The sequence below is a fragment of the Mesorhizobium sp. M0437 genome (assembly GCF_040321335.1).
Lineage (GTDB): Bacteria > Pseudomonadota > Alphaproteobacteria > Rhizobiales > Rhizobiaceae > Mesorhizobium.
This window is the reverse complement of record NZ_JAMYRK010000033.1, coordinates 26744-52496: the sequence shown is the minus strand read 5'-3', so window position 1 is coordinate 52496 and position 25753 is coordinate 26744. Positions and strand designations below refer to the sequence as shown.

At 62.0% G+C, this 25753-nt stretch carries 25 protein-coding genes and 3 pseudogenes; 18 read left to right on the top strand and 10 right to left on the bottom strand.

Annotated features, from left to right (window positions below; genetic code table 11):
- The first annotated feature begins 44 nt into the window (after window positions 1–44).
- Both NKI72_RS20610 and NKI72_RS35470 read left to right on the top strand, forming a co-directional pair.
- Window positions 45–629, top strand: coding sequence for a hypothetical protein (locus tag NKI72_RS20610; RefSeq protein WP_352616261.1), 585 nt, complete (start codon window positions 45–47; stop codon window positions 627–629).
- A 344-nt stretch (window positions 630–973) separates the two neighbouring features.
- Complete coding sequence (locus tag NKI72_RS35470) at window positions 974–1339, top strand: hypothetical protein (protein ID WP_502908977.1); 366 nt, start codon at window positions 974–976, stop codon at window positions 1337–1339.
- 707 nt (window positions 1340–2046) lie between these two features.
- Here the strand turns inward: NKI72_RS35470 and NKI72_RS20600 are convergent.
- From NKI72_RS20600 to NKI72_RS20590, 3 genes and pseudogenes are all read right to left on the bottom strand, one after another.
- Window positions 2047–2325 (bottom strand): glutathione S-transferase C-terminal domain-containing protein, encoded by a 279-nt coding sequence (locus tag NKI72_RS20600; protein WP_352850674.1) that lies wholly within the window; start codon window positions 2323–2325, stop codon window positions 2047–2049.
- A 131-nt stretch (window positions 2326–2456) separates the two neighbouring features.
- Window positions 2457–2669: pseudogene (locus tag NKI72_RS20595) on the bottom strand (glutathione S-transferase N-terminal domain-containing protein); the annotation flags it as partial.
- A complete protein-coding gene (locus tag NKI72_RS20590; RefSeq protein ID WP_352850673.1) occupies window positions 2663–3454 on the bottom strand; it encodes a PhzF family phenazine biosynthesis protein in 792 nt (263 codons plus the stop codon). The pseudogene NKI72_RS20595 and the gene NKI72_RS20590, both read right to left, overlap by 7 nt.
- Before the next feature lie 99 nt (window positions 3455–3553).
- On the opposite strand from NKI72_RS20590, the gene NKI72_RS20585 reads away from it, so the two are divergent.
- Complete coding sequence (locus NKI72_RS20585; protein ID WP_352850671.1) at window positions 3554–4936, top strand: aminotransferase-like domain-containing protein; 1383 nt, start codon at window positions 3554–3556, stop codon at window positions 4934–4936.
- A 76-nt stretch (window positions 4937–5012) separates the two neighbouring features.
- Here NKI72_RS20585 and NKI72_RS20580 read toward each other — a convergent pair.
- Together NKI72_RS20580 and tnpB are read right to left on the bottom strand one after the other, a co-directional pair.
- A pseudogene (locus NKI72_RS20580) lies at window positions 5013–5135 on the bottom strand (transposase domain-containing protein); the annotation flags it as partial.
- Entirely contained in the window at window positions 5132–5386 is a 255-nt protein-coding gene (gene tnpB, locus NKI72_RS20575; protein ID WP_502908976.1) for an IS66 family insertion sequence element accessory protein TnpB, read from the bottom strand. The gene tnpB and the pseudogene NKI72_RS20580, both read right to left, overlap by 4 nt.
- On the opposite strand from tnpB, the gene NKI72_RS20570 reads away from it, so the two are divergent.
- Window positions 5375–6223, top strand: a complete 849-nt coding sequence (locus tag NKI72_RS20570; RefSeq protein WP_502908975.1) for a signal peptidase II — start codon at window positions 5375–5377, stop codon at window positions 6221–6223. The genes tnpB and NKI72_RS20570 overlap by 12 nt on opposite strands.
- A gap of 273 nt (window positions 6224–6496) precedes the next feature.
- On the opposite strand, the gene NKI72_RS20565 is transcribed toward NKI72_RS20570, so the two are convergent.
- Window positions 6497–7378, bottom strand: a complete 882-nt coding sequence (locus NKI72_RS20565; RefSeq protein ID WP_352850670.1) for a LysR family transcriptional regulator — start codon at window positions 7376–7378, stop codon at window positions 6497–6499.
- A gap of 147 nt (window positions 7379–7525) precedes the next feature.
- On the opposite strand from NKI72_RS20565, the gene NKI72_RS20560 reads away from it, so the two are divergent.
- Both NKI72_RS20560 and NKI72_RS20555 read left to right on the top strand, forming a co-directional pair.
- Window positions 7526–8359, top strand: coding sequence for an SDR family NAD(P)-dependent oxidoreductase (locus NKI72_RS20560; RefSeq protein WP_352850669.1), 834 nt, complete (start codon window positions 7526–7528; stop codon window positions 8357–8359).
- A gap of 130 nt (window positions 8360–8489) precedes the next feature.
- Window positions 8490–9494, top strand: coding sequence for a zinc-dependent alcohol dehydrogenase family protein (locus NKI72_RS20555; RefSeq protein ID WP_352616240.1), 1005 nt, complete (start codon window positions 8490–8492; stop codon window positions 9492–9494).
- Between the two features lie 553 nt (window positions 9495–10047).
- Here the strand turns inward: NKI72_RS20555 and NKI72_RS20550 are convergent.
- Entirely contained in the window at window positions 10048–10392 is a 345-nt protein-coding gene (locus tag NKI72_RS20550; protein ID WP_352616238.1) for an amidase family protein, read from the bottom strand.
- 1021 nt (window positions 10393–11413) lie between these two features.
- On the opposite strand from NKI72_RS20550, the gene NKI72_RS20545 reads away from it, so the two are divergent.
- Window positions 11414–12163 (top strand): SDR family oxidoreductase, encoded by a 750-nt coding sequence (locus NKI72_RS20545; RefSeq protein ID WP_352775879.1) that lies wholly within the window; start codon window positions 11414–11416, stop codon window positions 12161–12163.
- A gap of 337 nt (window positions 12164–12500) precedes the next feature.
- On the opposite strand, the gene NKI72_RS20540 is transcribed toward NKI72_RS20545, so the two are convergent.
- The 3 genes from NKI72_RS20540 to NKI72_RS20530 form a co-directional block, all read right to left on the bottom strand.
- Window positions 12501–13013: an OmpA family protein gene (locus NKI72_RS20540; RefSeq protein WP_352850668.1), complete on the bottom strand. Its 513-nt coding sequence runs from the start codon at window positions 13011–13013 to the stop codon at window positions 12501–12503.
- Between the two features lie 10 nt (window positions 13014–13023).
- Entirely contained in the window at window positions 13024–13683 is a 660-nt protein-coding gene (locus NKI72_RS20535) for a L,D-transpeptidase (protein WP_352850667.1), read from the bottom strand.
- A gap of 377 nt (window positions 13684–14060) precedes the next feature.
- Window positions 14061–14954: a LysR family transcriptional regulator gene (locus NKI72_RS20530; protein ID WP_352474292.1), complete on the bottom strand. Its 894-nt coding sequence runs from the start codon at window positions 14952–14954 to the stop codon at window positions 14061–14063.
- Window positions 14955–15105: 151 nt separating this feature from the next.
- Between NKI72_RS20530 and NKI72_RS20525 the strand changes: the two genes are divergently transcribed.
- From NKI72_RS20525 to NKI72_RS20475, 11 genes and pseudogenes are all read left to right on the top strand, one after another.
- Window positions 15106–16296 (top strand): MFS transporter, encoded by a 1191-nt coding sequence (locus NKI72_RS20525; RefSeq protein ID WP_352850665.1) that lies wholly within the window; start codon window positions 15106–15108, stop codon window positions 16294–16296.
- The gene (locus NKI72_RS20520; protein WP_352616228.1) at window positions 16293–16763 is read left to right on the top strand and encodes a cyclophilin-like fold protein; all 471 of its coding nucleotides are present in this window, start codon (window positions 16293–16295) and stop codon (window positions 16761–16763) included. Before NKI72_RS20525 ends, NKI72_RS20520 begins: the two co-directional genes overlap by 4 nt.
- Window positions 16764–16782: 19 nt before the next feature.
- Window positions 16783–17178: pseudogene (locus NKI72_RS20515) on the top strand ((R)-mandelonitrile lyase).
- 25 nt (window positions 17179–17203) lie between these two features.
- Window positions 17204–18220: a zinc-dependent alcohol dehydrogenase family protein gene (locus tag NKI72_RS20510; RefSeq protein ID WP_352616224.1), complete on the top strand. Its 1017-nt coding sequence runs from the start codon at window positions 17204–17206 to the stop codon at window positions 18218–18220.
- A 64-nt stretch (window positions 18221–18284) separates the two neighbouring features.
- Window positions 18285–18707 (top strand): lipocalin-like domain-containing protein, encoded by a 423-nt coding sequence (locus tag NKI72_RS20505; protein ID WP_352850684.1) that lies wholly within the window; start codon window positions 18285–18287, stop codon window positions 18705–18707.
- 31 nt (window positions 18708–18738) lie between these two features.
- Window positions 18739–19929 (top strand): arabinose transporter, encoded by a 1191-nt coding sequence (locus tag NKI72_RS20500; protein ID WP_352616220.1) that lies wholly within the window; start codon window positions 18739–18741, stop codon window positions 19927–19929.
- A gap of 1172 nt (window positions 19930–21101) precedes the next feature.
- A complete protein-coding gene (locus tag NKI72_RS20495; RefSeq protein ID WP_352616218.1) occupies window positions 21102–21713 on the top strand; it encodes a cupin domain-containing protein in 612 nt (203 codons plus the stop codon).
- Between the two features lie 116 nt (window positions 21714–21829).
- Window positions 21830–22768, top strand: coding sequence for an ABC transporter substrate-binding protein (locus NKI72_RS20490; RefSeq protein WP_352542622.1), 939 nt, complete (start codon window positions 21830–21832; stop codon window positions 22766–22768).
- Between the two features lie 74 nt (window positions 22769–22842).
- Window positions 22843–23640, top strand: coding sequence for an ATP-binding cassette domain-containing protein (locus NKI72_RS20485; protein WP_023721835.1), 798 nt, complete (start codon window positions 22843–22845; stop codon window positions 23638–23640).
- Window positions 23637–24641, top strand: coding sequence for an ABC transporter permease (locus NKI72_RS20480; RefSeq protein WP_352835051.1), 1005 nt, complete (start codon window positions 23637–23639; stop codon window positions 24639–24641). The genes NKI72_RS20485 and NKI72_RS20480 overlap by 4 nt, the downstream gene beginning before the upstream one ends.
- Before the next feature lie 4 nt (window positions 24642–24645).
- A complete protein-coding gene (locus tag NKI72_RS20475; protein ID WP_352850664.1) occupies window positions 24646–25734 on the top strand; it encodes a phosphotriesterase family protein in 1089 nt (362 codons plus the stop codon).
- The last annotated feature ends 19 nt before the right edge of the window (window positions 25735–25753 follow it).

The window sequence follows — 25753 nt, the reverse complement described above, 5'->3', positions numbered from 1 at the left end:
AACGCGCATACGCTCACAGATGGTCCTGTGTTGAGAAGCATGCGATGCCCAGAGCGAATCTCAGGAAGGGTCGACAAGCGCGGGAAATCGGCGCGGCCATTGTCGAGACGTGGCTCAAACTCCTGCCTACGCCGGCCACCATCTTGTCGGTCGATAGTACGGTTGGAAACCCTCTGAAGATTACAATAAATCGCCAAATGTTCACAGCTGCCGGCCAAAGTATCAACCTTCGCGACAGCGGTGGTAGTACTAAGACTAACCTCAAGGTCGGAACCCCAAGCGCGGTGGCGGACTATAAGCAGCAACTGCCGATATTCCTTGCCGACGGAGCCACTCCTTTTCCAACGGCGGGCGATTTCACGAACGGGTTGGCCTTTTCTAATGTCGGCAGCCCCAGTTCTCATTTGAAAGCCGAACTTACGGCCGTTTTGAACCAAATCGTCGATGGGGTGACGGTGGAACCTGAATTCGACGAGGCGGGAAAAATCTACGTCGTGGTACCGCAGATACCGGAAGACATCCTTATCAGGGCCGACCTGCTCGACTACTTGGAAAAATACCATAGATTTGGACAGGGGCGACATTATCATGACGAGCTTGGCGCGGCGGTGCTGTTTGGCTGCAGGTAGCCGGACTTAGCCCGGCAAGGCGCATCCCTTGGAGCGCCTTATTGCGGTCCGGCTCCAGCTGGTAGGGCTCCTTGGTCGCGAAGCGTAGTACAGAAAATCTAGGGGCGCTTTGCAACGTGTTGAGGGGCTGCGCCATCCTAGCCGCGGGCGGTAGCGCTTTTTGGCTTGGCCATCGGAATTCGAACAATTATGCACTGCCCGTATGCTTCGCCATCTCAGAAGAATTTATCGCCGCTTCATCAACAGCCCCGGGGCTGTTGGCTCTGCAACGTTCATAGTGCTGATGATCTGCTTGCTTCCATTTCGGGGAAACAACCTGCAGCGACGGCGCGCATTCCAGCTCAATCGGCAGGCGCGGTGCTTGCTCGCACCACGGCGGCGTAGGCATGCGCGGCGAAACAATACCGCTTGTGCTTAGCTTGGCCGGCGGACTGTTCGTCGGCATCCGGCGGGCGGCCCATGAACGAACTTTTGAGGCGCTCGACAACTTGGACCAAGTTATCGACGCAGTCGACAGTGCCTTGAAACATGGCTTCTCCCAGCGATCGGCCACCGGGGGTCTTTGGCCAATGACAAGATCACGACCGCCAACAGTCGCCGATCGGCCGAGTATGTCCGCGATCAGTTGGAGCGGGCAGACAAGCGGCGCCGAGAACAACAGCGGTCGTAGCTTGGCACCGGACGGTAGACGCATTGGCAGACATTGTTGACATTTTCGGTCTTCCGCTTCCGGCCAACATCAGACGTACCATAGCCTTGGTGCTCAGCGTCGGCTCATGGCGCGACCACGACCTCCAGCGCGGTCAACCGCAATGTCTGCTTCCTGGCCGAGATAAAGTTCGCCTCTATGGCCGACATGAGGCGCGAAGCACACCTAGACTAGCGTCGGTCGGTGCCCAACACGATCCGCGACGCAGCGCGTTCCCCATACCCGCCGATTGCGTACCTCGGCCCTGCACCTATTCTGCACCTAGACGACTATGGCAGCCATTCGCTCTCGCAAAGGCCTTACGCCAAATGGTTGATTTTACTGTGCAAACGGTTCGCCGCGACACTCCGTCGCATGGTAGACAAACCCCTTTTTTGAGAGTCGCGCGTACCACAGGCAAGGCCGCGCTACCGCGTTACGCTCGAGACGCTGCAGAGCATGTTCCTTCGAGCATGAAGGTCAGACCGCTGAACATGCGCTTGATAGTGACCGGCCGGTCGAGACCGGCGCGGCATCGATCTGGCGCCCGTGCAATTCGAGTTGATCCTGTGGGCTGCCCAGCATGAAGAGACCGCCGCCCCGCCGGAGGCGGTCATCGCGATGGAGCGTGACCGAGTCGGCTATATCGCGACCATCCGCCAAGCTTGGGCGGAATCGGCCGCGTGAGGGGATGGGTCCCGAACACGTCGACGAGCGTGAAGTGGTGGCTTATGCCCCGCCATCCCGGCCATGTGCGCGAAATCCTGCCCTTTCGCAGAGGCGGTCGTAATAGAGCGCGATATGGTCGAGCTGTGGTTTCTCGCCTGGCAGCGACCGCCAGCGATGAACGGAGAGCCCGATCGGGATATCGGCGAGCGTGAAATCGGGACCGCAGATAAAGCCGCCCGATTTGGCGAGTTCGCCATCGACGATTGCGACCATGCGCGAGAATGCAGCAATCGACCGTTCGATCTCGGCGGGATCCTGATGCTCTGGATTCTTTTGCACCAGCCCTGGAAGGCGACTCGCCAACTATTGTTGAAATCCGACACCTGCCAATCCATCCACATCTCAACACGAGCGCGCGCGGCCGGGTCGCCGGGCAGCAAGTCGTACCGATCTCGGCTCGCTGCGAGATAGCGGATAATCGCGTTGGACTCCCAGACGATTGTCCCCGCGTCGTCGATCACCGGCACCATCGCGACAGGATTGAGCGCCCGAAACAACGGTTCGCTTATCGGCCGGTGAGATCCACCCCAATCCTCAGGTTCGAATGCGAGGTCGAGCTCGACGCATGCCCAGAGCACCTTGCGGACATTGATCGAGCCCGCATAGCCATAGATTCTCAGCATCGGATGTCCGCCCGACCTTCGAGATAGAAGGCACAGGAACCCTCGAGCTCCACGCGGTCGCCGACGACGCGGCATAGCAGCTCGCCACCGCGAGCCGAGGCCTGGAAGGCGCGCAAGCTCGTCTTGCCGAGCCGGGCCGCCCAGTAGGGCGCAAGTGCGCAGTGCGCGCCGCCAGTGACCGGGTCCTCGGGAATACCCTTGGCGGGTGCGAAATAGCGCCTGACACAGTCATAGCCGTCGTCGCCCGGCGCGGTAAGGATCAGGCCGCCCCGGTCGAGCCGTGCAATCGCGGCGAGATCGGGCGCCAGTTGCCGAACGTGATCCGCAGTCTCCAGCAGCGCCAGATAGTTGAACTGATCTACGAGCACCTCGACCGGAAACCGCCCAAGTGCGGCGGCCATCGTGTCAGGGATCGTCGTCTGTGTCATCGGCCGGGCTGGAAAGTTCATCACATAACCCGTTTCCGCGCGGGAGACGGTGAGCGGGCCGCTTGCCGAATGGAAAGTCACCGAGCGGCGCTCGGGCGCGAGTCGCTCCATGACAACCGCAGCGCTCGCGAGCGTGGCATGCCCGCACAGCGGCACCTCCACCGTCGGCGTGAACCAGCGCAAGTGAAAGTCCGGGCCGTCCGGTACGAGAAAGGCCGTCTCGGCGAGGTTATTCTCACCGGCGATCGCCTGCAGATGCTCATCAGCGGCGAAGGCGTCGAGGACCATGACGGCGGCCGGATTACCGGCGAAGCGGCGGCTGGCAAAGGCATCGACTTGGTATAGCGGGACGAACATATCTGCTCCACACATTGAGATCATAACAATCGTCCGATTGACTAGATTGACTAGAGAGTCAATTCTATTAATGTCTCTATGACAATAAGAGGCATAATCATGATGACCCGCTGGAGCCCGGTACTCGATCGCTCGGACGCAGCGCCGCTCTATCGTCAGCTCGTCGATGCGATGGCGGCGGATATCGCGAACGGTCGCCTCCCTGCCGACACGAGGCTTCCGCCGCATCGCGAGCTCGCCCATGCGCTCTCGATCAGTGTCGGCGCCGTCAGCCGCGCCTATGGCGAAGCGACCGAGCGCGGGCTTATTGCTGGTCATGTTGGACGCGGCACCTTCGTCATCGACCGGTCGCCGGCAACCACCGACACGGGACCTATCGACCTCACCATCAATCTTGCGCCGATCAATGCGGACGACGCCGTGCTCGAGGCTCTGAGCGCGCTGCGCCGGCGGCCAGCGTTGGTCGACCGGTTGGGCTATCAGTCGACTTGCGGGCTTAATCGCGACAGGCAGGCGGCCGCCGCCTGGCTCTCCCGGACAGCCAATCTTCAGCGCATAGGATGGCAAACGGTGATCTGCTGCTCGGGCGCGCAGAATGCGATGGCCATCGCGCTAACGGCGCTCTGCGCACCAGGCGATCCGGTCTTGTGCGAAGCCGCGACCTTCCCCGGGGCGAAGGCGCTGGCTAGCCAATTGGGCCATCCGCTCCGCGGCGTGGAGATGGATGCCGAAGGCGCAACCCCGCAGGCGCTGGACAGGGCCGCCGCAGAAACCGGCGCGCGCCTGTTCTACACGTTGCCGACGCTGCAGAACCCGACTGCACGGATGATGGGACTGGAACGGCGCGCCGAAATCGTCCGGGTGGCGCGCGCACGCGGGCTCTGGCTCATCGAGGATGATGTCTATGCGCCCTATGCGCGCCATCTCGACGTGCCGCCGCTCGCGGCGCTCGCGCCCGAGCGCACGATCTATGTCAGTTCCTTGTCGAAGATCGTCGCACCGGGGCTTCGTGCCGGATTCCTTGTCGCGCCAACAGGCGAGGTGTTCGACCGCTGCGCGCGGGCTATGCGGGCGTTGATGCATTCGCCGGCGGGGATCAACAGTGCGGTAACGACGCAGTTGATCGAGAGCGGCCGCGCTGACGAGATTGCAAGCGCAGCCATGGCCGAAACGCGTCTGCGGACGTCGCGCGCGCTCGCGGTGCTTGGCGATGTGATCGACAAACCGCGATCGGACGCCAGCCTGCATGTGTGGCTGCCGATGCCGGAGATCAATGCTGAGCGTGCAGCCGCTCGCGCGTCTTACGCTGGCATCCGGCTCACTTCACCAGCGGCATTCGCCGTTGCGAACGGCGCCGTGGAGAGCGGCCTGCGTCTATGTGTCGGCAGTGTGGCTAGTGGCCTGGTGCTCGAGCGCGCGCTGATCGTGCTCAGGGGCATTTTGATGGATGAGCACGCGGATCACGAGCACGGCGTAATCTGAGCTCGCCGCGTCGCCAATGAGCGGCGCCGAGCAACCTATGGAGGACCTTAAGGGAGAACTTGCGGAGCTGGATATGTTGCTCGGCCTCTTCGAGCCCCAGCAGCAATTGATCCTCGGGAAGCGTCTCAGCTCTTCGACCGAAGCGGTGACGTTGCAATTCCTTGATGATCCGGAACAGGTGGGCATTCTCGGGGGTCAGCCTGCCTGGGCTGGAACGCGGGTCCGGCGCGCCTCGTGGACCCGCCAGTCCAGCCCTTCCAATAGCGTCGACAGTTGCGCGGCCGTCAGCCGCATCGTGCCGTCATGCACTTTTGGCCAGCGGAACTCCCCATCCTCCAGACGCTTGGCATAGAGGCAGACCCCGGTGACATCCCAGAAGATCAGCTTGATCCGGTCAGTCCGCTTTGCCCAGAAGACGTAGACGGCCCCGCTGAACGGATGGGCCCCCATCGTCTCTCCACCAGCGCAGCCAGCCCCTCCGCGCCCTTGCGGAAGTCGACCGGCTTCGTCGCTGCCATGCCAAGATTTACTCCCAAGAAGATCAGGATTGCACTCGATCAGTTGGTTTGTGCACAAACATTCCACTCGCCTCTTTTCGATCACACACGATCAAAGGATTACTCGATCGGCGGCGAGTCTCAACACCGGCTTGGGGCCAAGTTTAAGACAGGGCGACGGCATTTGGCCCGTTTCGAATGTCGAGCGGACCCGCAAAGTCGCCGGATCCAGTCGACCCTCCGACCCTCGACGTCCAGGCCGAACAGTCTTGCAAATCTATCGGCCGCAGTGCATTCCGGCCATCTGTCGACCGGAGTGGAACTGCTGACACAACTGCCTCGCATGGCCGTCGGAGTGCTAACCGCCTTCGCCCTCGACCAGATCTCGAAAATCGCCGTCGTGTACTGGCTTAATCTGGCGACGGTTCACGTCCTTCCCGTCGTTCCGCCCTATCTTGTGTTTGTGATGGCGTGGAATGAGGGCATCAATTTTGGGATATTGAGCCATTACGGCAACCGGTGGGCATTGATCGCCTTCAGCCTTGCCTTCTCACTGGCATCGGCAGCGTGGGCACGAAGGACACGCGGCTGGATCATGCCCCTGGCGATCGGTTTCGCAGCCGGCGGAGCGCTTGGAAACGCCTTTGATCGAGCCGCCTACGGGGCAGTGGCGGACTTCCTCAACATGAGCTGTTGCGGGATCGGGAACCCGTACTCGTTCAACGTCGCCGACATTTTCGTCTTTGTCGGCGCTGGCCTGCTACTCGTCTTCAGTCAGCGGACCGGCTGATTGCTTCACGGATCCACATCGGGCTCGGGTCCACATCTTCAGCTTTGCTCAACCCGCCGCGGGTGCGGCACAACACGAACCGCCGAGCTCTAGGACGTACGGACTCTTGGGTTCCCAAGGCTGAGCAAATCAAATTCAAGACTGGGTTTTGGAGGCAGCCATGGGTGTTCTCGAAGTCTGATTCTTCGTGACGATCAGTGGGAGCGCATGTCGTGATCAAACTGCTGGCAGCATTTTCAAAAGCGAATCGCGACGATTAAGAAGCTAGCTTGGCTAAATACCGAATCGATCAACGATAAAGTCGATGAAGCTTCGCAGCTTCGGCGACATGTGGTGGTCCCGAAGATAGACGATCTGCATTGGCCGGCTCGGGAGTTCATAGTTCGGCAACAACCGGATCAGGCGGCCGGCGGTGACATCCTCGGCTAGCAGAACTTCCGGCTGCATGACGACGCCGAGGCCGTTCAGGGCTGCGACCCGTATCGCCTGACCATTGTTCACCTGGATCATGCCGGAAACGCGAACACGTGAGGTTCCCTCCTCGCCGATCATGCGCCAGGCCGATTCGGCGGAATAACGGAACGCGACACAACGATGGTCCGCAAGGTCCGCGGGGCGGTGCGGCTCACCGTGTTTCGCGATGTAATCCGGCGAGGCGCAGATCATCATCCGATATGGCATCAGAGGCCGGGCAATCAAATCGGAGTCCGGGAGGGAGCCGATGCGAATCGCTGCCTCGATACCTTCCTCGATCAGATCGACAGTGCGATCGCACAAGGCGATGTCGAGTTCAACTTCAGGATAGCGCGCGGCGTAGTCCCCTAGCACGGGCATCAGGCCCTCCGTGCCAAACGAGACCGGAGCAGTCACACGCAACCGTCCGCGCGGGACGATATGGTTGGCGAGTGCGTGGGCGTCCACTTCGGCGACCAGCCGGAGGATTTCCAGACAGCGTTCATAATAGACCCGACCAAAATCGGTGAGGCTCTGGCGGCGGGTCGTCCGGTTGACGAGTCTCGTGCCCAATCGTTTTTCGAGTGCGTGCAGATGGTTGCCAACCATGGTCGGCGACATGCCGGATGCGGAGGCCGCCGCAGTCAGGTTCCCCTTTTCGACGATCTGCACGAAGACGGACATGCTGCCGTATAGATCCATTAAACAGTCCTGCTTCGTAGTGTTCTCATAATTGGCGATATTATAATGGCTTCATGAGTAATCTATTTGTCCATTCAACGGAATGCCTGCAGCAAGGCCTTCCTGGAGCTGATGACGCGCAGCGCTCTTGAACGGAGACATCGACACATGAGAACGACAGGAGGAACCGAGACGGCAGGCATGAAGCGGCTCGTATCGAAGATCGCGATCGTAACGGGCGACGGAACTGGCATGGGCAAAGCGGTGGCGCTGCGGTTTGGCCGGGAGGGCGCCAATGTCGTCGTTTCGGGGCGCCGGATAGCAGAACTCAATGCCGTCGTTGACGAGGTCGTCTCGCAGGGCGGAAAGGCGCCGGCGACACCGGCCGATGACTCCTTTCCCGAGCAGGCCGAGGCGCTTGTCGATCAGGCGCTCGAACCCTTCGGCAGCCTAGATGTCATCTGGAACAATGCCGGCGTGCTGGGCGCCTTCATGCCGGCGCACAAATTGCCGTTCGATGAATTCGACAGGCTGATGTCGATCAACCTTCGCGGCGTGTTCGCCTGCCTAAAATACGAGATCGCGGCGAGGCTGGATCGCGGCGTTCATGGGGCCATAGTCAAGACGTCGTCGTGGAGCGCCCACGGCGCGATGCCCCGGCATTGCAGCCTGTGCCACGAGCAAAGGCGCGCTCGACGCGATGGCACGAACGGTGGCCGTAGAGGTCGGAGACCGGAAGTATCCGCATCAACGATGTCAGCCCGGCATCATCGCGACGCAATGGGCCGGGCGGCGCTCGGCGACGACAACGCGATGCGGCCGTTCGCGCTGCACACACCTGTACGACGTGTCGGTGAATCCGAGGATGTCGCCGATGTCGTCCTCTGGCTGTTGTCCAACGATGCGCGCTTCGTGACAGGACAAAGCATTCTGGTGGAGGGCGGCTACACGCTTGGAGGCCAGCGTCCTTGGCCGAACAAGGCGATCACTCAGCACGCCTAATTGTTTGTCCCTCTCATCAGGCGCCACATTGGCGGGTTGCCTGTCAATCAAGAAACAAGACGAAGCCTGTTCTGCGAACACACCTGACGTCGGCATGGAGCCGCACGGCACGCACCCAAGAGAGAGACTCATGAAAGCCATTCAACTCACTGAACCTTCGCTTGATGCATTTCGCCCGGTTGTTCTGCCTGATCCCGTGCCAGGTCCGGGTGAGGTACTGGTTCGGCTGCGCGCCGCCACGCTGAACTACCTGGATATCGCCATCGCCATCGGCAACTTTCCGGTTCCCCGTTTTCCACTGATCCCGGTGGCCGATGGCGCTGGCGAGGTGGCGGTGGTCGGCACAAATGTCTCCGCCTTCAAGCCCGGGGATCGCGTCATTCCGCATTTCATGCCGCGCTGGCAGGGTGGTCCGATCTCGCCCGCCAATGTCGCCGGCATGCGCGGCATTTCTCTCCCCGGCTCGCTGGCCGAATATGTGGTAATGCCCGAGACCGGCATTGTGGCCTTACCGTCTCATCTGGATTTCGCTCAAGGCGCGGCCCTGCCGATTGCCGGCACGACGGCCTGGAACGCGGTCCGCTCGGCGGAGCTTCGACCAGGTTCGACTGTGGTCATCCTTGGCACGGGCGGCGTCAGCATCTTTGCGCTGCAATTCGCCAAGGCGTCGGGCGCGACAGCGATAGTTACCTCATCGTCCGACGAAAAGCTGGAGCGGGCGAAGCAGCTTGGCGCTGACCTTCTCGTCAACTACCGTTCGACACCGGAATGGGATGACCAAGTGCTGCGACTCACCGATGGACGCGGCGCGGATCTCGTTGTGGATACGGTAGGCGAAGCGACATTCGCCCGGTCCCTGAAAGCGGCAGCCTTCGGCGGCACAGTATTCACCGTCGGTTTTCTTACGGGTACTGCGGCATCCATTGATCTGTTCTCGATCATCGGCAAGGCGCTCAAGGTCGTGGGCAACAATACCGGCTCCGTTGCCGATCTTACCGAGGCCGCACGCGCCATCACCGCGCAGCGCATCGTGCCGGTTCTCGGCCAGACGTTCGACGTCGCCGAAACCAGCGTTGCCTTTTCCAGACTTGCGGCGGGAGGCCAGCATTTCGGCAAGATCGCAATAGTGCAATAGCCGGATTGTCAGGTCATCGGTGTCCGCATGCCGGTGTCCGGCCTCAACATGGGACAACAGACATAGGAGATCTGGGTATGCCACGAAATCCGCGATCATTCACAAGGTCGAAAGCGATCGAGGACACCTACGGATTTGCATGTGAAGGGGCGCGCGTTGCCCTGGTTCGGGAGCTGAGTATGCTCCTCAGCGACAGGTATCCGCCCCATGCGCTTACTAGCCCGAGGAACACTGAAAGCAGCGCTACAATAGCTTTTGGCGGCCGGGACGCGATTGCTGCCAGCCCTCGAAACATATCCAAGTCCCGTATGTCGCGATCAAAATGCACCCGACAAGGTTTACTGCAATTCCTATGCGGGCGAGCCGGAATACGACAGGTTGGTCTCTCGGCCACGGGCATTTACAACTGTACGTGGCGAAATGCCGAGGGTGCTTGTCGCCAAACTCGGCCAGGATGAGCACGACTGCGGCGCCAAGGTAATCGCATTGGGACATCTGCTTCGACGACGTCATCGGGCCGTTCTTCCAGACGTCGGACGAGGCGGCAACTCTTTCATCTCGCCGACAGAATGCGCTCGAGTGCTCCAGCGAACTTCAGAATATTGTTTTCGCCTTGGTGGCGTCCGACAATCTGAAGGCTCGGAGACAGAGACGCGGCATCGACGTTGATAGGCATCGCAAGCGCAGGATGTCCGGTGTGATCGAAAAGGCATGTCTGTCTGACCAGTGCCATCGTAAAGTCGTAAGACTTGCCCGAGACTATCAGTTCTTTCGCATCGCGTCGGGGACGTGACACCGAGAGCGTCGGCGTCAGTATGACATCGACCTCCTCCAACAGGCGATTGACCTGGCTGGTAAATCGAACCCTCTTCTCAGATGCATTGACATAATCACCCACCGGCGCGCCTGAAGAGCCGCAGCAAACCAGCTTTGGGCAATCGTCGGGTAGCTCCCAATATGATCCTTGAAATTGGCGTAGTGGTACGCGGCTCCCTCCACAAAGAAGATGCGTCCGTGCATCTCGGAAATCTCGTCGAGATTGGGAAGTTGAACCTCCTGGCATTCTACCCCCATTTGTTTTCAGGAGTTCAAGGATTTGAGCAAAAGCATCCTCTTGCGTCAGCTTCGTGCAGCCAAACGGGATCGAACCCGATCTTTCGTACTGGCGCGTCGTCTCTGCCCTCGTCATCGCGAAGCGCGCCCCATGCTGCGGCCCAAGACACGCGGCAAAGCATTTCGCAATTCGGCAGCGGCTAACTACTCGTCCTCCGAACCTTCGAGTAGGCTTGATTCCAAAGACAATCGGCGCCCTGCCCGGCATAGCTGTTGGCGACGAAGATCGCACGGGTGTCCTGCTTCAGCACCTTCAGCCAGTTGTCGATGGATGGCTGACCTGAATCCTGCCTCGATGCCAAGCCAGGTGCGCAGGATGGCGCTGCCCAACTCCGCTATAATATTTTTCAAACGCGTATTGCTCGTGTCCGAAGCGTTTGCCGACCGTCCGGCCGCACAGCTTCTCATGAGCGGTGGCGCGAATAAGCTCGCGCATGAGGTCTGCAAGTAGGGCTCGTCGGCGACAAGCGTCAATGAACTCAGCGTGAAAGTCCCATTTCACACTGTCGGGCTTTTCCATGGATTCTGACGTCAACTTTTGGGGCGATTGCGGACCGGCCGTCTTGGGCGGGGATACAGGAGAGCGGACATTCAGGTCGTCGCGAACATCGTCGTGGCCTGACCCAGTGCTGTAAGATGACCTGCGATACGAAAGTCTCGACAGGTGGAATGTTGCCACTCAGTCGTCGGTCCCGCGATTTTTCATTTGGCCAAGGATGGCTGCTGTCCTGTTGGACGCGTAATGCTAAACGCGACTGTAGGTAAGAAGGCCCTCGGGTGGGGGCGACCGTATGAGGAACTCCGTCATGCACAGACTGCGGAACAAAGCTACGCTGATCACCGGCGGCACCAGTGGCATCGGGCTCGCAACAGCACGCCGCTTTCTCGAGGAGGGTGCTCGCGTTGCGATCACCGGCACCAACGAGGGCCGTCTGGAAGAAGCCCGCAAGACTCTCGGCGACAATGTGCTCATCATCGCTGCCGATGCGGGCAGCGTTGCCGCCCAGGATGATATCGCCCGACAGCTGGGAGCGGCATTCGGCAAGCTCGATGCTGTCTTCGTCAACGCTGGCATCGTTGACTTGCGTCCGCTTGCCGACTGGAGCGAGGCGGCCTTTGACCGGAGCGTTGCCATCGATCTGAAAGGACCTTACTTCCTGGTCAAGGCCTTGGTCCCGCTCCTTTCGAATCCGGCTTCCATCATTCTCAGCGGCTCCGTCAACGCACATATGGGAATGGCTGGAACGCACGTCTATTCGTTGGCAAAAGCCGGAATGATTTCATTGGCGCGAACGCTCTCTGGTGAGCTGATAGGGCGCGGCATCCGCGCCAATGTGATCAGCCCGGGCCCGATAGACACGCCGCTCAACGACAAGCTTGGTCTGGGTCCGGCGGAAACGAAGGCTCGGGCGAACGCTGTCGTCGGGATGGTCCCGGCAGGCCGCTTTGGGACGGCCGAGGAAATTGCCAATGCGGTGGTGTTTCTGGCGTCCGACGAATGCCGTTTCATGGTCGGTTCTGAAATGCTAATCGATGGCGGCATGAACATCATGTGAGAACTCGGCCCAGCGATGGGTCTCGAACTGCGGCTCACGCCAACTCGGTAGTGGCGAGAGGGCGCCAAGGCAGATCACTTTGTGGGGCAAGGCTTCTCGAACGCCCAGTCTTTCCGGCCTGCCGATCCATCCTGCTGGGCAAGTTCGAGATTGCGCGCGAAGCTGCCATTCGCGCCAACACTGGCACAGTCCGCAAGTGGCGCCACCACGACCTCCAGCGCCGTCGCCTGCGATGTCAGCTTTCAGGAACGGCAAAGCGGATCTGTACGGCGCAAAGCAGCCATACCGCCGTCGCGTGTGAGACTCTGCTTCGGGTCACAAGCAGAACAGCAGCCCCCTACGGCTCGTCCCTCACATCGCGCAAATTAGACACAACGCGGCGGTTCTGCGACCTGCAGGCGGTGTCGGGGCACTCGCGGACGAGCCTGTCCTTGCCGTAGCCCTTGGCCCACATGCGGTTGCGGTCTATGCCGCCGGCGGCGAGGTAGTCCATCACCGCATCGGCGCGCTGCTGCGACAGCGCCGTTTCCTTTGCGCCGGGATCGTCGGCGAAACCCTGCAGCTTGAGCAGCCAGCGCGGATGCTTTGCCAACCAAGCGATCTGGGTGTCGAGGGTGGACTTGGCGACGGAATCGAGCGCGGCCGAACCTTGCGTGAAATAGGTGCGGCGGCCGACATTGAGGATAAAATCCTCCTCGCTGCCCGGCTGCACGTTCTGGAAGCCGGCAACCTCGGTGTTGGTGACGTCGGGTGTGGGAGGGGCCAGCGTGTTGCTGGTCGAGCAGGATGCGGCCAGCAGCAGCAGGCCGGCGGCGAGCAGCCGGCGCGTGTTTTCAATGATGCGGTTCATGAGGCGCCAATCATTCGACAGTGGTGGAAGCGGGCGCCTGGTCGGCGATGTGCGGCAGGACCTGCACCGCGGTGCCGATCGGGCAGCGCTGGTAGAGGTCGATGATGTCTTCCGGGAACATGCGGATGCAGCCGCTGGAAGCGTCGGTGCCGATGCTCCATGGCTCCAGCGTGCCATGCAGGCGGTAGCCGGTGTCGGCGCCGTCGCGGTGCAGATAGAGCGCGCGCGGCCCGAGCGGATTGTTGGACGCGCCGCCTGCGATCATGTCCGGTAGCTCCGGCCTGCGCTTGCGCATTTCGGGAGGGGGGACCCAGTCCGGCCACAGCGCGCGGCGGTCGATCGTCGCGCGGCCGTACCATTTGAACCCGTCCTTGCCGACGCCGACGCCGTAGCGGATGGCGGTCTTGTTTTCCATGATGACGTAGAGGAAATGGTGGCGGGTATCGACCACGACGGTGCCGACCGGCTCGCTACTGAAATACTTGACGATCTGGCGATGCCATCTCTTGTCGATCTTGGCGAAGTTGGTCTTGCGATAGACAAAATTGTTGTCGCTGGCGGTACCGGCGAAAAAGGATTTTGCCGCCGCTGCTTGAGCAATATTGCCGGTTGCACCCATCGCGACCAGCGCCAGGCCGCCGAGCAGGACACCCCTGCGTGATAAAACCATCGGCAATATTCCCCCTCATGCCAAAAGCCTGGCGGACCATAGTTGAGAATTACTTCGCCTCAAAGTGGAAAATGCTGCGTTGCTTCAGTCCGCCGTGTCCGGACATTCGTCATTGCCGGGTTCGGGCGGGTAGACCGGTGATCGGCAGATTGCTCGACGAGCGTGGATACAGGTGGGTTGCGGTCGACCTCGACGCCAAAAACGTAGAGCGGTCCCGGAAAGAACGTCTACCGGTCTTTTCGGCAACGCTTCGCAGGAGGAGATGGTGGCCGCCGCGAAAATTGACAGCGCAAAGGCCCTGGTGATCACTCTGGACGACCCCCGAGGCAGCCAGATCGGGCCTTGCGGCGCTGAGACGCAAACTGCCCGACCTCCCGTCAGATGCGATGGCGGAGCGCCTCAACGATCACCGCCATCGCAGGCGAGAGCTGTCGCCTGCTCGGGTAGTAGAGGTGATAGCCCGCAAACGGCGGACTCCAGTCGTCAAGCACGAGCCTAAGGCATCCCTTGGCGATGTGCTGGCTGACGAGGTTTTCCGGGACATAGGCGATCCCGAAACCGCTTATCGCAGCCTCGATCATGGGAATGGACGAATTGAAGGTGAGTTGGCCTTCCACCCGCACACGAAGGTCGCGGCCATCCCTGGCGAATTCCCAGGCATATAGTCCGCCGAACGTCGCCTGCCGCATATTAATGCAGTCATGATCGACCAGATCCTGGGGTGCGGTCGGAACCGGATGGCGGGAAAAGTACTCCGGCGAAGCCACGGCCACGAGCCGCCAATCCGGCCCGATGCGCACTGCGATCATATCCCTGTCGATGCTCTCACCAAGCCGCACGCCTGCGTCGAAGCGCTCCTCCACAATGTTCTTCAAGCCGTTGTCGCTGTAGAGCTCGACGCACACGTCAGGATAGTCGCCGAGCAAGGGCTGCAGCTTCGGCCAGACGGTCGTCTGGAGCGCATGGTCGGACAGCGTGATACGGACCGTTCCGGAGGGTTTGTCGCGAAAGGCCACCAGGCTTGCGAGGTCGGCTTCGATTTCCTCGAAGCGGGGAACAAGAGATTGGAAAAGTCGCTCGCCGGCCTCGGTCGGAGCGACGCTCCGCGTCGTACGTGTCAGCAGGCGGACGCCAAGACGAGCTTCAAGCTCCTTGATTGTCGAACTCAGGGTCGACTGCGAGGTTCCGAGCCTGGCCGCCGCCTTGGTGAAGCTGCGCTCCCGCGCGACCGCTACGAACCATAGCAGATCCTTCATGCCATCGCGCTGCATAGGGCACCTCCGGTCGGACATTTATATCATGAGCAGATAAGTCCATGCGAATTACTTAGTCTAATAGAATGGGTTCCTCTGCAATATCTTCCGGCATGGCGACGGGGATGGGCGGCTGATCCGCCCCAGTCGCCTTGCAAGGATGCCAATCATGGAGACGACCTACGACACAAGGCTTGTCGAAGACCGCGCCGCATGGGGCGCGGTGTTGTCGATGGCGCTGTGTGTTTTCGTGCTCATCGCGTCGGAATTCATGCCGGTCAGCCTGCTGTCGCCGCTAGCGGCCGATCTCGGCATCACCGAGGGCCGCACGGGACAGGCGATCTCGATTTCGGGCGCTTTCGCCGTCGTGACCAGCCTGCTGGTCGCCGGCCTCACGCGCCGGATCGACCGCCGACTGGTCGTGACCGGCTTTACCCTTCTCCTGATCGTGTCCGGGCTCGCTGTCACCTTCGCGCCGAACTACGCGTTCCTCATGGTCGGCCGGGCGCTGCTCGGCATCGCGATCGGCGGGTTCTGGTCGATGTCGACCGCGATCGTCATGCGCCTCGTGCCGCAAGACATGGTTCCGAAGGGTCTCGCCATGCTAAACGCTGGCAATGCCATTGCAGCAACCATCGCCGCGCCGCTGGGCAGTTTTCTTGGCGCCTATGTCGGCTGGCGCGGCGCTTTCTTCCTCGTCGTGCCGCTTGGGGTCCTGGCGCTGGTCTGGCAGTGGACAAGCCTGCCGGCGCTGCCCCCGCGCCGGAGGAAGCGTCCAGGCAATCCGCTGGCGCTCCTCGGCCGTCTTCCTGTCGCCACCGGCATGGCGTCAATCATGATGCTGTTCATGGGTCAGTTCGCCCTCTTCACCTATCTGCGGCCCTTCCTCGAGAGCGTCACTCGGCTCGACATCGCCGAGCTTTCGGCGATCCTGCTGGCGATGGGGCTGGCAGGGGTGCTCGGCACATGGTGCGTCGGCCGGCTTTTGCGCACGCGCCTGTTCGGCATCCTCGTCATCATCCCGCTGGTCATGGCTGCGCTGGCCGCTGCGCTCATCGCCCTCGGTGCCTTGCCGGTTCCCACAGCGCTGCTGCTCGTTGCCTGGGGCTTCTTCGGCACGGCCGCGCCCGTTGGCTGGGGCACGTGGCTCAGCAGGACGTTGCCGGACGACGCAGAGGCCGGCGGCGGGCTGCAGGTGGCGGTTATCCAGCTCGCCATTACAGGCGGCGCCGCGATCGGCGGCACGCTCTTCGATACGATCGGCTGGTGGGGTGCATTCACTTTCGGCGCGGTGCTGCTCTGCGGATCGGCGCTCGCCGCCTTTGCCGCATCGCATATGGCCCGGAGGTCTTTGCCATGACCATCGAGCGTGCGCCGCTCAGCCGCAGGACATTGCTCGGCGCCGCGCTCGCGGTGGCGGCCCTGCCTCGCGCAGCCGCCGGCCAAGAAGGCGAAGCCTCAGTCAGCCAGGAGCCCACTGACATGAAGATCAGGATGATTTTCAACGGCCGCACCATGACCGCCACGCTCTACGACAATCCGTCGGCGCGCGACTTCTTCTCCATGCTGCCGCTCGACCTCAAGATCGAGGACTACGCGCATAACGAGAAGATCGCCTATCTGCCGCGCAAGCTGACTGAGGAGGGAAGCGGTCCGTTCGCCAACGAGCAGCCCTATGACCTTTGCTATTTCATGCCCTGGGGCAACCTGGCCATGTTCTACGCGGAGTATCGCCATACCGGGCTGATCAGGCTCGGCCGCTTCGACGAGGGCGAGCAGGCCCTGCACATTCGCGGCGCGTTCCCGCTTCGCGTCGAACGTAGTTGAGGACCCAACGGAGATCACCATGGACATTCTTCGCGCTGGCACGAGGCCTTCCGGCAAGGGGCCACCTGACTAGTTCACCGGCAGGGTTCGGATCGATCCGCTCTTCAATCCCTTCGATGCCGGGCGGGTCCAAGGCGCACAGGTGACCTTCGAGCCCGGCGCCCGCACCGCCTGGCACACGCATCCGCTCGGCCAGACGCTGATCGTCGTCTCTGGCCTTGGCCGCGTGCAGCGCGAGGGTGGCCCGGTCGAAGAAATCCGTCCGGGGGACGTCGTCTGGTTCGCGCCCGGCGAAAAGCACTGGCACGGCGCGTCGCCTCAGACCGCCATGACCCACATTGCCCTCCAGGAGGTCAAAGACGGCGAGGTCGTGGACTGGCTGGAACATGTCAGCGACGCCGACTACGGCGCCTGATCTTCTCCACTCGAAAGGAACCAAAATGCTCGCAACTGTTCTTCACAAACCGGGCGACATCCGCTGCGAGGAAATCGCCGATCCGAAAATCATGCGGCCAACGGACGCCATCATCAAGCTTTCGGCAAGCTGCATCTGCGGCTCGGACCTGTGGCCCTATCGCGGGCTGCAGCCGGTCGACGGCCCAATGCATATGGGCCACGAATATTGTGGCATCGTCATCGAGGTCGGCGCAGAGGTGCGCACGGTCCGTCCCGGCCAGTTCGTCGTCGGCTCGTTCTGTCTCTCCGACAATACCTGCCCGCACTGCCGCTTCGGCTTCCAGTCGTCCTGCGTGCAACGCGAATTCATGTCGGGCGCGCAGGCACCTTATGCCCGCGTGCCGTTGGCGGATGGCACACTGGTCGCCACCGCCGAGGTGCCGCCGGACGAACTCATCCCCGACCTGCTGGCTGTGTCCGATGTGCTCGGCACCGGCTGGTATGCGGCCGACGCAGCCGAGGTCCGAGAAGGATCGACGGTGGTGGTGGTCGGCGACGGTGCGGTCGGCCTGATGGGCGTGCTTGCGGCCAAGGAGATGGGCGCCGAGCGCATCGTCGCCATGAGCCGGCACGTCAGCCGCCAAAAACTCGCCCGCGAGTTTGGCGCCACCGACATTGTGGCCGAGCGTGGCGAGGAAGGCGTCGCGCGCGTCCAGGAGCTCACTAAGGACGTCGGCGCGGACTCCGTGCTGGAATGCGTCGGCACGGCGGAATCCTTCGACCAGGCGCTGGCCTGCTCTCGCCCCGGCGGCACTATCGGCTATGTCGGCGTGCCGCATGGCGTGAGCTTCGATGGCCCGAATCTCTTCTTCGGCCAGAAGCGCATGCTGGGCGGCCCCGCGCCGGTGCGCCGCTTCCTGCCCGACCTTATGGACCGTGTGCTCAAGGGCAGGATCAAGCCCGGCAAGGTCTTCGACCTCAAGCTGCCGTTGGTCGAGGTCGCTGAAGGCTACCGCGCCATGGACGAGCGGCGCGCCATCAAGGTCATGCTTTCGGTGTGAGCGAAGATTGGGCGGACGGCCTGTCCGCACCCGCAAATCAGAAAAGGAACAACGACATATGACGATGAGATTGAAGATCGCCGCCCTTGCGCTTTCAGTTATCACGCCGGCTTTCTCGCAAGAGTCCCCGATCATCGGCGCATGGCGCATGAGGTCGCTCGAGGCCGGTGCCGATGGAAACCTCAAGCCCGTGCCATATTCCGGCCAGGTCATCTTCACCGAGGCCGGCACCCTCTCGGTGCAGGCCCAGAACCCTGACGCCAAGGCGCCGGATACGCCTTACACAGCGAATGGCTACGAAGCCTATTACGGCCCGGTCGCCATCGACGACCAGGACAAGACCTTCGTCATCACGATCGAGTCCTCCCTGGTCCGCAACCTTGTCGGTAAGAGCATGAAACGCAAATTCGAAGTCTTGGGCAACAAACTGGTCCTCACCCCGGACAATCCGGCCGAAGGCTGGCGCGTAACCTACGAACGTTACTGATCGGAACAGCCCGACTGTCAACCTGTCATCGATGGCCACAATGGCGCGGACTTCAGACCGAAATGGCGCGACAGCGGAACTGGCGCCAATCATGGCGGCTGTCTTCGCCGGCTTCCTCCTGATCGGCTTGGCGCTACCCGTCCTGCCGCTGCATCTTCACCAGCAGCTCGGCTTCGGCCCCTTCGCAGTCGGGCTGGTGACGGGCAGCCAGTTCGTCGCCTCGATGCTGTCGCGCATTGGGGCTGGAAACTATGCCGATGGGCGCGGCGGCAAGCGGGCCGTCGTCGTCGGCCTCATTGCCGCTGCCCTGGCGGGGTTCATTTACGTCGGCTCGCTGGCATTGCTCGACCGGCCCGTAGCGTCCGCATCGGCGCTCTTCGCCGGCCGGGCGGTACTGGGCGCGTCTGAGAGCTTCATCATCACCGGCGGCGTCGCCTGGGGCCTTTCCCTTGCGGGCGGACAGAACTCCGGAAAGGTCATAGCCTGGGTGGGCACGGCGATGTTCGCGGCGCTCGCGCTAGGCGCGCCGATCGGATCTGCGCTTTATGCGGCGAGCGGCTTCGCCGCGATCGCACTCGCGACGGTCGGCCTGCCGCTTGCGACGCTGCTTGCCATCCTGCCTATGCGTGGCACCAGCCTCGCCGCGAGCGCCGCGCGACAGTCATGGACGAGCGTGGCGCAAGCGGTCTGGCTTCCCGGCGTCGGAGCTGCTTTCAGCAGCCTTGGCTATGGCGCGATCCTGTCCTTTGGCGCGCTGCTCTTTGCCGAACGCGGCTGGCAGCCGGTCTGGCTTCCCTTCACCGCTTATGCCGCGTCGCTGATCGCGGCAAGGCTGTGCTTCGGCCACCTGCCTGACAGGTTGGGGGGCGCGCGCGTCGCTGTGATCTTCGTGGCGGTCGAGGCGGCAGGGCTGATGCTGACCTGGCTTGCGCCCGGGCCTGTTCTCGCCGCCATCGGAGCGGGCCTGACTGGCCTTGGCTACTCGCTGGTGTATCCCGGTTTCGGTGCCGAGGCCGTAGGCCGTCTTCCGCAACGCAGCCGCGGCCTGGCCATGGGACTCTACACCGTCTTCCTCGACGTGGCGCTCGGCTTCGGCAGCCCGGCGCTCGGCTTGGTCGCCGCGTCGGCCGGCCTGCAATTCGTCTTCCTCGTCGTCGCGACGGCGACGCTTCCGGCGTTGGGCATCGCTCTGCTGCTGGGTCGCCGTAACGCTCCACTATAGCTAGTCTGTGCTCGAGATGTCGCGCAACCACGATCGCTTCCGCTTTGGGCGACGTCTGCTTCCGGGCAATGACAAGACCGACGTCTACGGCCGACATTGGCGCAGAGCAAACGGTCGGGTTTCCAACGCGGAGCGACAAGAGCTGACCGTTGGTCGGCGCAAGTGTCGTCCTGACGTGACCCAATGCGGTCTTCCGTTGCGAGCGTCGGTTGCTGGAGCTGCGTTAAGTCGGTCGGAGGCCAATGGTATTTTCAATGGAACGCTAATATACATGGAAGCCCCAACGAGCAGCGCCTGCCAGATACTTGAGGAATGCCATGCGAAGGCTCATCTTCACGGCGATGTGTATCGCCGCCGCAACAGCCGCTAACGCCCATGATTGGTACGAAGACAAGATTGACCCCCAGACCAAATTCAAGTGCTGCGGCGGTTCAGATTGCCGCGCCATACCCCGGTCTTCGGTGCGGTCCAGGGTGGACGGCGGGTACACTTATTTGCCGCATAATTTCACCATCCCACGGGACCGGGTACAGGAATCCCCGGACGGGCAATACCATATCTGCGAAAATAAATATGTTGTAACCAACCAGCTGTATTGGCGTTGCTTCTTCGCACCTCGTGTCGATGTGTCTATACTTCTAAAGCATTAACCGCGCGTCACTTCCGCAACTTACATAAGCAAGGTGCTAGTCCATTAATTCTGTTGGACTTTCTTCAAAATTGCCGAAGCTTAAGCGGTGCGCGACTGCCCCGGGGATTTCATTGGATACATCGCGGCTATCGAGAGCCTACGCCCCTGGGCGTAACTCCATGGGGCGCTGCCGCGGGTGACTTCTGGGCGCGCTCCGCAATTCGGTGACAGATCGTGTCGGCGCGGCCGTGGTTGTGTAGATTGGCTGCGTGGCCCGCCTTGCCCGCATTGTCGTTCCATGTCCACTCGCCACGTGACGCAAACGCGGTAACGACTGGCGATTTCGACCACGATGGACAGCCAAGCGGTAGGGGATAAAAACTGGCGGATCATCAGCACGGTTCATGCGGGAGCGGCATTCGCCGGATGAGGCAGCTGCGGCTGCAGTCTCGAATCTGACGCATCAGCACTTGCAAATCGTCAGCCGAGGTCTTTTGCTCGCGCGATAGTTGCCCTTGACCGTTGAATGGTTGGCGAACAGATGAACAAAATCGATCGACGGCGGCCAGAATCAGAAACGGACGCCACAGTAAATGCCGCAAGACTCGGAACTCGGCTGCGCCTCGCCCGCCAGACACGCGGCATGACGCTGAAGACGCTGGCCGCGGCTGCGAATTGCTCGGAAAGCCTGCTGTCCAAGATCGAGAACGGCAAGGCTTCGCCGTCCCTGCCCATGCTTCACCGTCTGGTCGAGGTTCTCGACACCAACATCGGCTGGATGTTCGAGCAAGTCGACGACGACGAGGCGATCGTATTCCGGGCGGGCGCAAGGCCTTTGATCGCGCTCGACGCGCTACGGCGTGGCGAAGGAATTTCGCTCGAACGCATCATCCCGTATTCGCCTGGCCACCTCTTGCAATGCAACATCCATCACATCGAGGCAGAGGGCTCGAGCGAAGGTCCGATCCAGCATGCCGGCGAGGAAGTCGGCTACGTGCTCGCCGGGCGGGTCGAACTGATCGTCGACGGCAAGCGCCATGCTCTCGCCACGGGTGATGCCTTCGTGTTCAGGTCGGAGCTGCCGCATCATTACCGCAACATCGGCGAGGAACGCGCTAGCATTTTCTGGGTCAACACGCCGCCGACTTTCTGAGCAACGCTGTGCGTTCATTTGGATTGACAAATATTCAAGTCTCTTGAATGCTTGCCTCGTGCCTGTAGCACCAACGGGACTAGCCGAGGTCTGGTCCGCAAGCAAGGGGAACCGAAATGCGTCTGTTCAAACTTCTCGCCGGCTGTGCCGCCGCCATTGCCATGGGCTCGGCAGCCATGGGATCGGCGCTTGCCGATACGTTCGCTCTCGTCAACATCAACCAGCAGGCCCTGTTCTTCAACCAGATCAACGAGGGCGCGCAAAAGGCTGCCGACGCCGCTGGCGCCAAGCTGGTCATTTTCAACGCCAACAATGTGCCGAGCGCGCAGAACGACGCGATCGAGAACTACATCACGCAGAAAGTCGACGGCATCATTCTGGTCGCCATCGACGTCAACGGCGTCAAGCCTGCGATTACTGCAGCCAAGGCGGCCGGCATTCCCGTCATAGCCATCGACGCGCAGATCCCCGACGGCGACAATATTTCGTTCATCGGCGTCGACAACACCAAAGCCGGCGAGGACATCGGCAAATTCTACGCCGACTATGTGAAGACCGATATGGCCGGCAAGGCCAAGATCGGCATCGTCGGCGCACTCAATTCATTCATCCAGAACCAGCGGCTCGACGGCTTCAAGAAGGCGGTGACCGAAAGCGGCCAGGGCGTCACCTTCCTCGACACAGTCGACGGCCAGAACGTTCAGGAGACCGCGTTGAGCGCTTCGGAAAACCTGATGACGGCCAATCCGGACATGAACTCGCTCTATGCGACCGGAGAGCCGGCCTTGCTCGGCGCCGTTTCGGCGGTGACCAGCCAGGGCCGCACCGGCGACGTCAAGGTGTTCGGCTGGGACCTGACCAAGCAGGCCGTTCAGGGCATCGATGACGGCTGGGTGGTGGCGGTCGTGCAGCAGGATCCGGCCGGCGAAGGCAAGGCCGCGGTCGAAGCGCTGGGCAAGATCAAGAAGGGCGAGAAAATCGACCCGATCATCAATATCCCGGTGACGATCGTGACCAAGAAGAATGTCGACCAATATCGCGCGATGTTCAAGTAAACTGCGTCGGCGACCGAGCCGCGGCGCCGCCCGAGGCTGCGCCGCGGATCCCTTGCAATCGCGTGGAATTCCAGATGAGCAGTGGCCAGACCTATCGGGTGCGGATGAGCGGCATCTCAAAGCGCTACAACGCCATCCAGACGCTCGATGACGTGTCGCTGACGCTGAAGCCGGGCGAGGTGCTGGGGCTGGTCGGCGACAATGGCGCCGGCAAGTCGACATTGAGCAAGGTGCTGTCGGGGGCAGTGGTTCCCGACGCCGGCACCATCGAGATCGACGGCAAGCCGGTGATCTTCAGCTCGCCGGCGGACGCACGTGCGGCGCGCGTCGAGATGGTCTACCAGGACCTGTCGCTGTGCGACACGGTCGATGTTGCCGGCAATCTGTTTCTCGGCCGCGAGCCGCGCCGCCGCATCGCAGGCATTTCCTTTCTCGACAAGAAGCGCATGCATGACGAGACGCGCCAGATGCTCGATCGGCTCGGCATCGTCATTGCCGACACGCGGCTCAAGGTCGAAAACCTCTCCGGCGGGCAGCGCCAGTCGATCGCGATCGGCCGCGCCGCCTCGTTCGAGCCGGCCGTGCTGATCATGGACGAGCCGACGGCAGCGCTTGCCGTGGCCGAAGTCGAGGCGGTGCTCGAACTGATCCGCGCGGTCAGTGCGCGCGGTGTCAGCGTCATCCTGATCACGCACCGGCTGCAGGATCTGTTCCTCGTCTGCGATCGCATCCAGGTCATGTATGAAGGGCGCAATGTCGCCGAGCGGCTGATCGGCGAGACCAATATCGAAGACGTGGTCAATCTGATCGTCGGCCGCAAGTTCAGTGCGCGTTCCGCCACCAACGGCTATCGCGGTGGAGCGCCGGCATGAGCGACGCGATCCACACCGCCCAGCCCTCACGAGTACGCAGGGGCACCTGGCGCGATGCGCTGCTCGCCAATGGCAGCGTCGTCTCGATCGCGCTGTTCTTTCTGGTCGTCTGCATCATCTTCTCGGTTGCGACCGACGCGTTTCTGACATCGCCCAATCTGTTGAACATCCTGCGGCAGTCGGCGCCGCTGCTGATCGTCGCCGCGGCAATGACTTTCGTCATCACCACTGGCGGCATCGATCTTTCGGTCGGCTCCGTGCTGGCGCTGGTGGCGACGCTGTCGGCGACGGTTTTGCAGTTTGGCCTGCCGTGGCCAGTCGTTATCCTCGCCATGTTGGCGCTCGGCGCCCTGCTTGGGGCGGTACAGGGCTATTTCATTGCCTATGAGGGCATCCCGTCCTTCATCGTCACGCTTGCCGGGCTTTCGGTGATCCGTGGCGTGGCGCTGCTGATCACCGGCGGCTATTCCATCCCCATCGAGCCAGGAAGCGCTTTCACCGTGCTGGGCCGCGCCTGGTTTCTTGGCGTGCCGGTGCCGGCGCTGATCGCGCTGACGATCCTGGTCATCGCCTATCTCGCCTTCAACGAGACGCCATTCGGCCGCTATGTCACCGGTATCGGTGCCAATGCCGAGGCGGTGCGGCGCGCCGGCGTCAACACGCGGCAGACGACGCTCTTCGTCTATGTGATTTCCGCCACCGCGGCAGCCCTTGCCGGGATCATTATTGCTGCCCGGCTTGGATCGGGATCTTCGAATGCCGGCCAGGGTTTCGAGCTGGAAGTCATTGCCGCCGTCGTGCTCGGCGGCACCAGCCTGTTCGGCGGCCGCGGAACGATCATCGGCACGGTGCTCGGCGCGCTGACCGTGGCCGTCATCGGCAACGGCCTGATCCTGGCGCATCTGTCGCCTTTCCTGACGCCGATAGTCACTGGAACGATCATCCTGATCGCTATCTGGCTGAACTTCCGCCTGTTTCGCGGCGCCGTGCGGAGCCGTTGAGCCGATGAGCGATCTGTTCGATGACGCGGTGCCCAGGCGACGGCTGCCAATCGGCGTCGAAACCGGCCATGTGATGACCGTGCTCGGCCCGGTTCCGGTCGAGGAGATGGGCATTACGCTGATGCACGAGCACATCTTGCTCGATGGTGCGCGCAGCTGGAAATGCCCCTGCCATCCCGATGACATGGCGATCGCCGAGCAGCCGGTGAACATCGAGATCATCGGCGAGTTGCGCATGAACCCATACGTCAACCGCGACAACGTTTCGCTCGACGACGCCGACCTGGCGCTGTCTGAGCTGCAGCGCTATCGCGCGCTGGGCGGGCACACCGTCGTCGATGCCACCAATATCGGCATCGGCCGCGCCCCCGAAAAGCTCGCTCGCATCAGCCGCATGTCCGGCCTGAAGATCGTCATGGGCACCGGCTTCTATCTCGAGCACACCCATCCCGAATGGCTGAAGGCGATGGATGCGGACGCCGTGACCGAGTTCATCGTCAACGATGTCGGCGGCGGCGAGACGCAGCCGCCGATCATGGCCGGGCTGATCGGCGAAGTCGGCGTCAGCAAGGATTTCACCGCCGAGGAACGCAAGTCGCTGCGAGCTTCGGCGCGCGCCTCGCGCATAACCGGCGTGCCGCTGTCGATCCATCTGCCTGGCTGGGAGCGGCTGGCACACGAGGTGCTCGATATCGTCGAGGCCGAGGGCGCCGATCTTCGCCACACCGTGCTCTGCCACATGAACCCGAGCCACGACGATCCCGATTACCAGAAAAGCCTCGCCCGGCGCGGCGCGTTCCTCGAATACGACATGATCGGCATGGACTATTATTATGCCGACCAGGACGCGCAATCGCCCTCGGACGAAGAGAACGCACGCGCCATCGCCGCCCTTGTCGAGGCGGGCTTCGGCGACCGCCTGCTGTTGTCGCAGGATGTGTTCCTCAAGATCATGCTGACGCGCTTCGGTGGCTTCGGCTATGGCTATATCCTGAAGCATTTCATACCGCGCCTGAAACGCCATGGCGTCGAGCAGCCGGCCATCGACCGCATGCTGATCGCCAATCCGAAAAGCGTATTCGCGCGGCTCTAAGCGGCCTGGAATTACACTG

Bases quoted from the DNA above. Each gene is read 5' to 3' on its own strand.
- NKI72_RS20520 (WP_352616228.1), top strand. From the start codon at position 16,293: ATGACCATCGAGCGTGCGCCGCTCAGCCGCAGGACATTGCTCGGCGCC.
- NKI72_RS20500 (WP_352616220.1), top strand. From the start codon at position 18,739: ATGGCCACAATGGCGCGGACTTCAGACCGAAATGGCGCGACAGCGGAA.
- NKI72_RS20560 (WP_352850669.1), top strand. From the start codon at position 7,526: ATGAGAACGACAGGAGGAACCGAGACGGCAGGCATGAAGCGGCTCGTA.
- NKI72_RS20555 (WP_352616240.1), top strand. From the start codon at position 8,490: ATGAAAGCCATTCAACTCACTGAACCTTCGCTTGATGCATTTCGCCCG.
- NKI72_RS20545 (WP_352775879.1), top strand. From the start codon at position 11,414: ATGCACAGACTGCGGAACAAAGCTACGCTGATCACCGGCGGCACCAGT.
- tnpB (WP_502908976.1), bottom strand. From the start codon at position 5,386: ATGGGGGCCCATCCGTTCAGCGGGGCCGTCTACGTCTTCTGGGCAAAG.
- NKI72_RS20540 (WP_352850668.1), bottom strand. From the start codon at position 13,013: ATGAACCGCATCATTGAAAACACGCGCCGGCTGCTCGCCGCCGGCCTG.
- NKI72_RS20495 (WP_352616218.1), top strand. From the start codon at position 21,102: ATGAACAAAATCGATCGACGGCGGCCAGAATCAGAAACGGACGCCACA.
- NKI72_RS20505 (WP_352850684.1), top strand. From the start codon at position 18,285: ATGAGATTGAAGATCGCCGCCCTTGCGCTTTCAGTTATCACGCCGGCT.
- NKI72_RS20490 (WP_352542622.1), top strand. From the start codon at position 21,830: ATGCGTCTGTTCAAACTTCTCGCCGGCTGTGCCGCCGCCATTGCCATG.
- NKI72_RS20590 (WP_352850673.1), bottom strand. From the start codon at position 3,454: ATGTTCGTCCCGCTATACCAAGTCGATGCCTTTGCCAGCCGCCGCTTC.
- NKI72_RS20525 (WP_352850665.1), top strand. From the start codon at position 15,106: ATGGAGACGACCTACGACACAAGGCTTGTCGAAGACCGCGCCGCATGG.
- NKI72_RS20565 (WP_352850670.1), bottom strand. From the start codon at position 7,378: ATGGATCTATACGGCAGCATGTCCGTCTTCGTGCAGATCGTCGAAAAG.
- NKI72_RS20610 (WP_352616261.1), top strand. From the start codon at position 45: ATGCCCAGAGCGAATCTCAGGAAGGGTCGACAAGCGCGGGAAATCGGC.
- NKI72_RS20585 (WP_352850671.1), top strand. From the start codon at position 3,554: ATGATGACCCGCTGGAGCCCGGTACTCGATCGCTCGGACGCAGCGCCG.
- NKI72_RS20530 (WP_352474292.1), bottom strand. From the start codon at position 14,954: ATGCAGCGCGATGGCATGAAGGATCTGCTATGGTTCGTAGCGGTCGCG.
- NKI72_RS20485 (WP_023721835.1), top strand. From the start codon at position 22,843: ATGAGCAGTGGCCAGACCTATCGGGTGCGGATGAGCGGCATCTCAAAG.
- NKI72_RS20535 (WP_352850667.1), bottom strand. From the start codon at position 13,683: ATGGTTTTATCACGCAGGGGTGTCCTGCTCGGCGGCCTGGCGCTGGTC.
- NKI72_RS20510 (WP_352616224.1), top strand. From the start codon at position 17,204: ATGCTCGCAACTGTTCTTCACAAACCGGGCGACATCCGCTGCGAGGAA.
- NKI72_RS20570 (WP_502908975.1), top strand. From the start codon at position 5,375: ATGGGCCCCCATCGTCTCTCCACCAGCGCAGCCAGCCCCTCCGCGCCC.
- NKI72_RS20475 (WP_352850664.1), top strand. From the start codon at position 24,646: ATGAGCGATCTGTTCGATGACGCGGTGCCCAGGCGACGGCTGCCAATC.
- NKI72_RS20480 (WP_352835051.1), top strand. From the start codon at position 23,637: ATGAGCGACGCGATCCACACCGCCCAGCCCTCACGAGTACGCAGGGGC.